The organism is Pseudomonas sp. SIMBA_068 (assembly GCF_046534705.1).
In the GTDB taxonomy this organism is placed as follows: Bacteria; Pseudomonadota; Gammaproteobacteria; order Pseudomonadales; family Pseudomonadaceae; genus Aquipseudomonas; species Aquipseudomonas putida.
This window is the reverse complement of sequence record NZ_JAWRYI010000028.1, coordinates 1-3,028: the sequence shown is the minus strand read 5'-3', so window position 1 is coordinate 3,028 and position 3,028 is coordinate 1. Positions and strand designations below refer to the sequence as shown.

General features: G+C 51.7%; 2 rRNA genes. Both read right to left on the bottom strand.

From position 1 onward, the window contains the following. Positions 1-25: 25 nt before the first annotated feature. Positions 26-141: ribosomal RNA gene (rrf, locus tag SB756_RS27955) — 5S ribosomal RNA — on the bottom strand. Between the two features lie 134 nt (positions 142-275). Beyond that, a 23S ribosomal RNA gene (locus tag SB756_RS27950) occupies positions 276-3,028 on the bottom strand; the annotation flags it as partial.

The following is a 3,028-nucleotide window of genomic DNA, read 5'->3' as shown; positions in this document are numbered from 1 at the left end:
GCAGATAGGGGTTTTGCGAAATGAATCTTGACGATGACCTACTCTCACATGGGGAAACCCCACACTACCATCGGCGATGCATCGTTTCACTACTGAGTTCGGGATGGGATCAGGTGGTTCCAATGCTCTATGGTCGTCAAGAAATTCTGTAGCCAGAATGTCCAGATGGACAGCCCAGCGAATCCGGATATGCGATATTTGTGGGTTGTTGCGAACTTTCGGTTCGTATCATCTTCACCACCGCAATCTGCGCTAGCAAATTGCTTGGGTGTTATATGGTCAAGCCTCACGGGCAATTAGTATTGGTTAGCTCAACGCCTCACAGCGCTTACACACCCAACCTATCAACGTCGTAGTCTTCGACGGCCCTTTAGGGGATTCAAGATCCCAGTGAGATCTCATCTTGAGGCAAGTTTCCCGCTTAGATGCTTTCAGCGGTTATCTCTTCCGAACATAGCTACCCGGCAATGCCACTGGCGTGACAACCGGAACACCAGAGGTTCGTCCACTCCGGTCCTCTCGTACTAGGAGCAGCCCCTCTCAAATCTCAAACGTCCACGGCAGATAGGGACCGAACTGTCTCACGACGTTCTAAACCCAGCTCGCGTACCACTTTAAATGGCGAACAGCCATACCCTTGGGACCGGCTTCAGCCCCAGGATGTGATGAGCCGACATCGAGGTGCCAAACACCGCCGTCGATATGAACTCTTGGGCGGTATCAGCCTGTTATCCCCGGAGTACCTTTTATCCGTTGAGCGATGGCCCTTCCATACAGAACCACCGGATCACTAAGACCTACTTTCGTACCTGCTCGACGTGTGTGTCTCGCAGTCAAGCGCGCTTTTGCCTTTATACTCTACGACCGATTTCCGACCGGTCTGAGCGCACCTTCGTACTCCTCCGTTACTCTTTGGGAGGAGACCGCCCCAGTCAAACTACCCACCATACACTGTCCTCGATCCGGATAACGGACCTGAGTTAGAACCTCAAAGTTGCCAGGGTGGTATTTCAAGGATGGCTCCATGAGAACTGGCGTCCCCACTTCAAAGCCTCCCACCTATCCTACACAAGCAAATTCAAAGTCCAGTGCAAAGCTATAGTAAAGGTTCACGGGGTCTTTCCGTCTAGCCGCGGATACACTGCATCTTCACAGCGATTTCAATTTCACTGAGTCTCGGGTGGAGACAGCGCCGCCATCGTTACGCCATTCGTGCAGGTCGGAACTTACCCGACAAGGAATTTCGCTACCTTAGGACCGTTATAGTTACGGCCGCCGTTTACCGGGGCTTCGATCAAGAGCTTCGCTTGCGCTAACCCCATCAATTAACCTTCCGGCACCGGGCAGGCGTCACACCCTATACGTCCACTTTCGTGTTTGCAGAGTGCTGTGTTTTTAATAAACAGTCGCAGCGGCCTGGTATCTTCGACCGGCATGGGCTTACGGAGCAAGTCCTTGACCCTCGCCGGCGCACCTTCTCCCGAAGTTACGGTGCCATTTTGCCTAGTTCCTTCACCCGAGTTCTCTCAAGCGCCTTGGTATTCTCTACCTAACCACCTGTGTCGGTTTGGGGTACGGTTCCCAGTTATCTGAAGCTTAGGAGCTTTTCTTGGAAGCATGGTATCAACCACTTCGTCGCCTAATGGCAACTCGTCATCAGCTCTCGGCCTTGAAATCCCGGATTTGCCTAAGATTCCAGCCTACCACCTTAAACCTGGACAACCAACGCCAGGCTGGCCTAACCTTCTCCGTCCCTCCATCGCAATAACTGGAAGTACAGGAATATTAACCTGTTTTCCATCGACTACGCTTTTCAGCCTCGCCTTAGGGACCGACTAACCCTGCGTCGATTAACGTTGCGCAGGAAACCTTGGTCTTTCGGCGTGCGAGTTTTTCACTCGCATTGTCGTTACTCATGTCAGCATTCGCACTTCTGATACCTCCAGCAAGCTTCTCAACTCACCTTCACAGGCTTACAGAACGCTCCTCTACCGCATCACCAAAAGGTGATACCCGTAGCTTCGGTGCATGGTTTGAGCCCCGTTACATCTTCCGCGCAGGCCGACTCGACTAGTGAGCTATTACGCTTTCTTTAAAGGGTGGCTGCTTCTAAGCCAACCTCCTAGCTGTCTAAGCCTTCCCACATCGTTTCCCACTTAACCATGACTTTGGGACCTTAGCTGACGGTCTGGGTTGTTTCCCTTTTCACGACGGACGTTAGCACCCGCCGTGTGTCTCCCATGCTCGGCACTTGTAGGTATTCGGAGTTTGCATCGGTTTGGTAAGTCGGGATGACCCCCTAGCCGAAACAGTGCTCTACCCCCTACAGTGATACATGAGGCGCTACCTAAATAGCTTTCGAGGAGAACCAGCTATCTCCGAGCTTGATTAGCCTTTCACTCCGATCCACAGGTCATCCGCTAACTTTTCAACGGTAGTCGGTTCGGTCCTCCAGTCAGTGTTACCTAACCTTCAACCTGCCCATGGATAGATCGCCCGGTTTCGGGTCTATACCCAGCGACTAAACGCCCTATTAAGACTCGCTTTCGCTACGCCTCCCCTATTCGGTTAAGCTCGCCACTGAATATAAGTCGCTGACCCATTATACAAAAGGTACGCAGTCACCTAACAAGTAGGCTCCCACTGCTTGTACGCATACGGTTTCAGGATCTATTTCACTCCCCTCTCCGGGGTTCTTTTCGCCTTTCCCTCACGGTACTAGTTCACTATCGGTCAGTCAGTAGTATTTAGCCTTGGAGGATGGTCCCCCCATATTCAGACAAAGTTTCTCGTGCTCCGTCCTACTCGATTTCATTGACAAGAGATTTTCGTGTACGGGGCTATCACCCACTATGGCCGCACTTTCCAGAGCGTTCCACTAATCTCAAACCAACTTAAGGGCTGGTCCCCGTTCGCTCGCCACTACTAAGGGAATCTCGGTTGATTTCTTTTCCTCAGGGTACTTAGATGTTTCAGTTCCCCTGGTTCGCCTCTTGCACCTATGTATTCAGTACAAGATAACCAGCTT